The following is a 6264-nucleotide window of genomic DNA, read 5'->3' on the forward strand; positions in this document are numbered from 1 at the left end:
AGTAGAAGATATGTTGAATGAAAACGGCGGCATCTATTCTAAAAAAGAAGATTGGGCAGCTTATGCTATAAAAGATGGGAATTTAATTACAGGTCAAAATCCAGCATCTTCTGAGTTAGTAGCCGAAAAATTATTAGAAAGTTTGAAATAAAAAAAATTTAAATCTATATAAAGGTTGCTCTTTTTAGAGTAACCTTTTTTTTTAATTTTATTGTCATCACATATGATTTTTAGGATTATTTAGGTCCAATAATTTAAATAAATAAATTTTTTGTTTAACATTAATGATAAAACTTTAAACATTTTGTATATTTGAAATAACTTCCAGTTATGGAATATTAATTTAAACCTATATTTATGTTTGGGCTATTTAAAAAAAAATCAGAAAAAGATAAGTTATACGAGCAATATCAAAAGCTGACTAAAGAAGCATACAGTCTTTCTACCAGTAACAGAAAACTAAGTGACCAAAAGGCTTATGAGGCTGATGAAATTATGAAAAAATTAGAAAAGCTAAAGTAACAGATGGACGGTAAAAAAAAACCTGATAATGTTGTTTATAACATAGAGACTCAAAAATACGACGCTTCTCTAAAGCCATATGCAACCAATTTGGGCGCTCCAGTAATTACTAGTACAGATACTATTGCTTGGAAAAATAGAAGTATTAATAAACTGAACCATAAAGTTCAAACTAGATTTAAAGAAATCAAAGAACAATATGAGCAGCTAATGCAAGAGTTTGAGGATAATAGACTAATACACGATGCAAAATTTTCTTTTGAGCCTATTATTGGTCAACATTATCATTTATATGTGCGTGAGAATGGCGAAAACTTTTTGTCCATTATCGCACCAAACGAATGCAGTTTTAATTCACTTGGAAGTTTCTATTTAAACGTAGATCAAATATGGAAAAAAAGTAGTTTAGATGTTATACCATAAAACAGTTAGACTGCGCATTAAATAAAGAAAATCTAATTTAATTAATAACAATACACAAGTACGTAGTGTTTTTAAAAACTAATAAAAAAATGAAAATGAAAGAAATAATTTTAAAATGGTATCCTGTTATTTTAGCCTTCCTTTGTTTATTATACTCTGTAGGATTAGGGCTTTTTGGTATGACAGCTGAAGCCCAATATTCTGCACACTGGCCTGGTACAATATTATTGTTTGCAATAGCAATTAGACAAAGAAGAAAACTATGAATTTATCATTTTTTATAATTGGAGGCGTAATATTTGCCACATATATGTTTTTAACATTTTATAATATTTTCTATTCAAACAAGAAACAAAAAGAAGAGAACTATCCAAATTTAAAGCAAAATTCTGATGAAGAACACAATAAGTGAGCTGAGTATTATTTATTTATTTTTTACTATTTAAAGTCAAATCTAATATGGGAAAAAGTAGTTTAGATATCATTCAAGAAAATAGCTTTACAGAAAGACAATTAGACCGTATTATCGAAATGGCTTGGGAAGATCGCACGCCTTTTGAAGCGATAACATTTCAGTTTGGTATTGCCGAAAATGAAGTTATTAAGCTAATGCGTGGTAATCTTAAAGAATCTAGTTTTAAACGTTGGAGAAAACGAGTAAATAGTGGCGTAAGCACAAAACATTTAAAAAAACGAAGTGCTGACATTACACGCTTTAAGTGCTCTAGACAACGTGCGATTTCTGGTAATAAAATTAGTAAACGTTAATGTTGGATGATACACATAAAAAAGTCCATTTCTCAACAGAATATGATGCCATACTTCATAGAATAGCAACAATAGATCCTATCGCTTATGGACCTTCCAGAAATTACATTGATGGCGAAGTAAGCTATCTATCGCCGTATATTTCTCGTGGTGTTATTTCTACAAAATTTGTGTATCAAGCATTGTTAAGCCGTGGTTTTCATCCAAGTCCTATATTAAAATTCATTCAAGAACTGGCGTGGCGAGATTATTGGCAGCAGGTTTGGATAGTTAAAGGCGACGCCATTAATCAAGATTTAAGACGTAAACAAGAACCTGTTGCAACGAATGGATTATCCTTAGCCATCAATAACGCAAAAACAGGAATAGACGTTATAGACAAGGCTATTAATGAATTTTATAAAACAGGTTACCTTCATAATCATGTACGAATGTATATTGCATCTATGGCGTGTAATATAGCCCAAAACCGTTGGAAACATCCTGCGCAATGGATGTACTATCATCTACTCGATGCCGATTGGGCTAGTAATGCGCTTAGCTGGCAATGGGTTGCAGGAGCCAATAGCAACAAGAAATATTATGCCAATCAAGAAAACATCAATAATTTCTGTTATAGTAAGCAGACAAATACGTTTTTGGACGTATCTTATGATGATTTTGAAAGCTTTCGCATACCAGAAGTATTACGTCCTTCAGAATTATTAGAATTAATAACACCGCTCCCAGAGCCAAAATCCATAATAATAAATGAAGAACTTCCAACGCTTATTTATAATTTCTATAACTTAGACCCACTTTGGAAAAAGGAATTTTCTACAAATCGTATTCTTTTACTTGAACCGTCACATTTTAAACAATATCCCGTGTCTCAAAAGACTATTGATTTTATAGTTGATCTTTCAGATAATATAGAGAATATGCAAATATATGTTGGTGAGTTCAGCGAACTTAAAACTTTATATCATTTAGAAAATATCTATTACAAAGAGCATCCTTTAAATAAACATTATGAAGGCATAGAAGATGAAAGAGATTGGATGTTTACTTTAAAAGGCTACTACCCTTCTTTCTTTGCCTTTTGGAAAAAATGTAAAAAAGAAATTATATTTTGAATCGGGAAGCTATAAATATCGTTTGGCTAAAGCGTGACCTTCGATTACAAGATCACGAACCTCTGCATAGGGCGGAGCAAGATGGAATTCCATATTTTATTATCTATCTTTTTGAACCAAGCGTCATTTATTATCCAGATACCAGTTTAAGGCATTTACAGTTTGTTTACCATGCTATAAAATCACTTAATAAGCGCTTAAAAAACTACAATCGTACTATTGAAGTCTTTTACGGAGAAGCAATCGATGTCTTTACTTTTCTTACTAAAAACTATACCATACAACAACTTTTAAGTTACCAAGAGAGTGGTACTAAAACCACTTGGAAACGTGACAAACAAATCAAACAATATTGTACTAAAAACAAAATCAGATGGATTGAATCTCAACGTGATGGTATCATTAGAGGTTTAAAAAATAGAGCTACTTGGAATAAACGATGGCATGCAGCCATGCACGCTCCTATTATCAAAAATTATTATTCAGTAACTACACTTAATGCACTTGAGCATTCGTATGTAGTACCTTCAGAATTAGTTACTAAGCTAGAAAACTATCCAAAACAATACCAACCTGCAGGAGAAGAAAATGCATGGCGTTACCTGAAATCGTTCGCTCAAAAAAGAGGGTTTAATTATCATAGACACATCTCTAAACCTACTGAAAGTAGAACAGCTTGCAGTCGTTTATCACCTTATCTCGCTTGGGGTAATATCAGTATCAAGCAAGTGTTTCAATTTGTAGGTACGCATCCCAACGGAACCGCTAATAACAGAGCCTTTTCTGGAATGTTAACACGTTTACATTGGCATTGTCATTTTATTCAGAAATTTGAAGTAGAATGCACCTATGAAACTCATTGCGTAAACAATGGTTACGAATTATTAGAGCATATAAAGAATGAGACATTCATTAAAGCTTGGAAGACCGGACAAACTGGCTATCCAATCGTAGATGCTTGTATGCGGGCTGTTGAGGAAACAGGATGGATTAATTTTAGAATGCGGGCCATGGTCGTTTCTTTTTTAACACTTAATCTAGATCAAGATTGGAGAGATGGCGTGTATCATTTAGGGCGTCAGTTTCTAGATTATGAACCAGGTATTCATTATCCGCAATTTCAAATGCAAGCAGGAACTACAGGTATTAACACGGTACGACTTTATAATCCTGTAAAAAACTCTCAAGAACATGACCCCGCAGGGACATTCATTAAAAAGTGGGTTCCTGAATTGGCAAATGTACCCACCGCCTACATTCACGAACCATGGACTATGAGCGTTATGGAACAAACTTTTTGTGGGGTAACTATAGGTTTAAATTATCCCTTACCTATCGTAGATCTTAAAGCGAGTGCAAAAAAAGCGAGAGATAAAATTTGGGGACATAAAAAACATCCGGCCGTCAATGCTGAAAAGCAGCGTATTTTGGCAACACACGTCAACAAAAGGATATGAAAAAAGAAAATTTACCTCAAAAGATATGTGTAGTCTGTGAAAGACCTTTTACGTGGCGTAAAAAATGGAAGAAGAATTGGGAAGAAGTAAAATATTGCAGTGAACGCTGCAGAAGAAACAAAACATAAATGAAAGCAATAAATCTTATTTTTCCGAATCAACTATTTGAACACTCGCAACTATTAGAGAATGGTTTCCCTATATTTCTTGTTGAAGAATTGCTATTTTTTAAACACTATAATTTTCATAAACAAAAAATAGCGTTTCATAGAGCAACGATGAAACATTATGAAGCTTTTTTAATTTCAAAAAACATTGAAGTTGACTATATTGAATCTTCTAAGGATATATCAGATATTCGAGAATTGATTCCCTATTTGAAATCTCTTGGAATAACCAATATTACCTATATAGACCCTGTTGATAATTGGCTTCAAAAACGAATAGCTAAGGGCTGTTTGGACAATAGTATTGAAAAAAATGTTTACGACTCACCATTATTTTTAAACACTAAGGAAGATTTGCAACCTTTTTTCCGAAGTGATAAAAAGAAATACCATCAAACGAGCTTCTATACGGCTCAAAGAAACAACAGACATATTTTAATAGATCCGGACGGTAAACCCACTGGTGGAAAATGGACTTTTGATGCAGAGAACAGAAAAAAATATCCAGCAAAAAAAACACCTCCAGCCATACAGTTTCCAGACGTAGATTCCTTTTATAAAGAAGCTCTTGAATATGTAGACAAAAACTTCTCAACAAACATTGGACAACTCACTACCAATGGGTTATATCCTACAAATTTTAAGACTAGCAAACTTTGGTTTCAGCAGTTTTTAGAACAACGTTTTCTAGAATTTGGTACGTATGAAGATGCCATTGTAGCAGAAAATTCTATTTTAAATCACAGCGTATTAACTCCCATGCTCAATATAGGGTTAATTTCACCCGCCTATGTGATTGAACAAAGTATCGCTTTCGCGGAAACAAATAATATTCCCATCAATTCGTTAGAAGGTTTTGTACGTCAAATAATTGGTTGGAGAGAATTTATTCGGGGAATATATGAGAGCAGAGGAAGTGATGAGCGAACACGTAATTTTTGGGGATTCACTAAAAAGATTCCTAAATCATTTTATGATGGAACCACAGGAATATACCCAATAGATCAAACCATAAAAAAAACATTAGAAACGGGTTACTGTCATCATATAGAGCGTCTCATGGTTCTAGGTAATTTTATGTTGCTTTGCGAATTTGATCCCGACGAAGTCTACCGATGGTTTATGGAACTGTTTATAGATAGCTACGATTGGGTAATGGTGCCAAATGTGTACGGAATGAGTCAATTTGCAGATGGCGGATTGATGGCCACAAAACCCTATATAAGTGGTAGTAACTACTTAATGAAAATGAGTAATTATAAAAAAGGTGAATGGCAAGCCGTTTGGGATGGCCTTTTTTGGCGTTTTATGGATACACATCGTAGTTTTTTTAGACAAAACCCAAGATTAGGAATGCTTGTTGCCATGTTTGATAAAATGCCCCAAGAAAAAAGACATAAACATTTAGAAAATGCAGAGTTATATTTAGCTCAACTTTAAAAGTAATAGTCGTAAATAGAATAGTCTTTAGACTTATATCGAGTAATTCTGTGCTAGCTATTTGTGGATTGATTATTACAATTTGAATGTTAAACTATAATGGTTAACTATATAAAATATTCCACAGTCCTTAGATTTCATAAGAAACAGTTGTACTTGGGTGATCAAACATTTGTATTTTTGCTTCCAGTGGAATACATATATACAGAGATTTTTAAATAAGAATTTCTTATCAACTTTGACGGGCAATCTTTTATTAGAAAAAACTTAGTAAACGCCTTTAAAAATTCAAAGTGTATAGCTAATAAGAATAAGACATGATTATACCTAAACTGCATTATATATCTCAAGGAAATTCTCCAAAAGAGCATC

9 protein-coding genes and 1 pseudogene are annotated in these 6264 nt (G+C 32.9%); all 10 read left to right on the plus strand.

Annotated features, from left to right (window positions below; genetic code table 11):
- A pseudogene (locus QZ260_RS10345) lies at positions 1 to 151 on the plus strand (type 1 glutamine amidotransferase domain-containing protein); the annotation flags it as partial.
- 206 nt (positions 152 to 357) lie between these two features.
- Positions 358 to 522 carry a Lacal_2735 family protein gene (locus QZ260_RS10350; RefSeq protein ID WP_295985861.1) on the plus strand — a complete coding sequence of 55 codons (165 nt, stop codon included), beginning with the start codon at positions 358 to 360 and terminating at the stop codon, positions 520 to 522.
- 3 nt (positions 523 to 525) lie between these two features.
- Entirely contained in the window at positions 526 to 945 is a 420-nt protein-coding gene (locus QZ260_RS10355; protein ID WP_295985862.1) for a DUF2452 domain-containing protein, read from the plus strand.
- Positions 946 to 1034: 89 nt separating this feature from the next.
- Positions 1035 to 1211, plus strand: coding sequence for a hypothetical protein (locus tag QZ260_RS10360; protein WP_295985865.1), 177 nt, complete (start codon positions 1035 to 1037; stop codon positions 1209 to 1211).
- The gene (locus tag QZ260_RS10365) at positions 1208 to 1357 is read left to right on the plus strand and encodes a hypothetical protein (protein ID WP_295985866.1); all 150 of its coding nucleotides are present in this window, start codon (positions 1208 to 1210) and stop codon (positions 1355 to 1357) included. The genes QZ260_RS10360 and QZ260_RS10365 overlap by 4 nt, the downstream gene beginning before the upstream one ends.
- Positions 1358 to 1404: 47 nt before the next feature.
- Positions 1405 to 1713: a TIGR03643 family protein gene (locus tag QZ260_RS10370; RefSeq protein WP_295985868.1), complete on the plus strand. Its 309-nt coding sequence runs from the start codon at positions 1405 to 1407 to the stop codon at positions 1711 to 1713.
- A complete protein-coding gene (locus tag QZ260_RS10375; protein WP_295985871.1) occupies positions 1713 to 2828 on the plus strand; it encodes an FAD-binding domain-containing protein in 1116 nt (371 codons plus the stop codon). The genes QZ260_RS10370 and QZ260_RS10375 overlap by 1 nt, the downstream gene beginning before the upstream one ends.
- On the plus strand, positions 2825 to 4285 hold the full coding sequence (locus QZ260_RS10380; RefSeq protein WP_295985873.1) for an FAD-binding domain-containing protein: 1461 nt from the start codon (positions 2825 to 2827) through the stop codon (positions 4283 to 4285). Before QZ260_RS10375 ends, QZ260_RS10380 begins: the two co-directional genes overlap by 4 nt.
- Entirely contained in the window at positions 4282 to 4413 is a 132-nt protein-coding gene (locus QZ260_RS10385) for a DUF2256 domain-containing protein (RefSeq protein ID WP_295985874.1), read from the plus strand. Before QZ260_RS10380 ends, QZ260_RS10385 begins: the two co-directional genes overlap by 4 nt.
- The gene (locus tag QZ260_RS10390; protein WP_295985876.1) at positions 4414 to 5892 is read left to right on the plus strand and encodes a cryptochrome/photolyase family protein; all 1479 of its coding nucleotides are present in this window, start codon (positions 4414 to 4416) and stop codon (positions 5890 to 5892) included.
- Positions 5893 to 6264 lie beyond the last annotated feature (372 nt).

This window comes from uncultured Algibacter sp., assembly GCF_905480415.1.
In the GTDB taxonomy this organism is placed as follows: Bacteria; Bacteroidota; Bacteroidia; order Flavobacteriales; family Flavobacteriaceae; genus Algibacter_B.

What these genes read in the sequence shown, in the direction of transcription:
- QZ260_RS10350 (WP_295985861.1), top strand. Translation starts at nt 358, where the DNA reads ATGTTTGGGCTATTTAAAAAAAAATCAGAAAAAGATAAGTTATACGAG.
- QZ260_RS10355 (WP_295985862.1), top strand. Translation starts at nt 526, where the DNA reads ATGGACGGTAAAAAAAAACCTGATAATGTTGTTTATAACATAGAGACT.
- QZ260_RS10360 (WP_295985865.1), top strand. Translation starts at nt 1,035, where the DNA reads ATGAAAATGAAAGAAATAATTTTAAAATGGTATCCTGTTATTTTAGCC.
- QZ260_RS10365 (WP_295985866.1), top strand. Translation starts at nt 1,208, where the DNA reads ATGAATTTATCATTTTTTATAATTGGAGGCGTAATATTTGCCACATAT.
- QZ260_RS10370 (WP_295985868.1), top strand. Translation starts at nt 1,405, where the DNA reads ATGGGAAAAAGTAGTTTAGATATCATTCAAGAAAATAGCTTTACAGAA.
- QZ260_RS10375 (WP_295985871.1), top strand. Translation starts at nt 1,713, where the DNA reads ATGTTGGATGATACACATAAAAAAGTCCATTTCTCAACAGAATATGAT.
- QZ260_RS10385 (WP_295985874.1), top strand. Translation starts at nt 4,282, where the DNA reads ATGAAAAAAGAAAATTTACCTCAAAAGATATGTGTAGTCTGTGAAAGA.
- QZ260_RS10390 (WP_295985876.1), top strand. Translation starts at nt 4,414, where the DNA reads ATGAAAGCAATAAATCTTATTTTTCCGAATCAACTATTTGAACACTCG.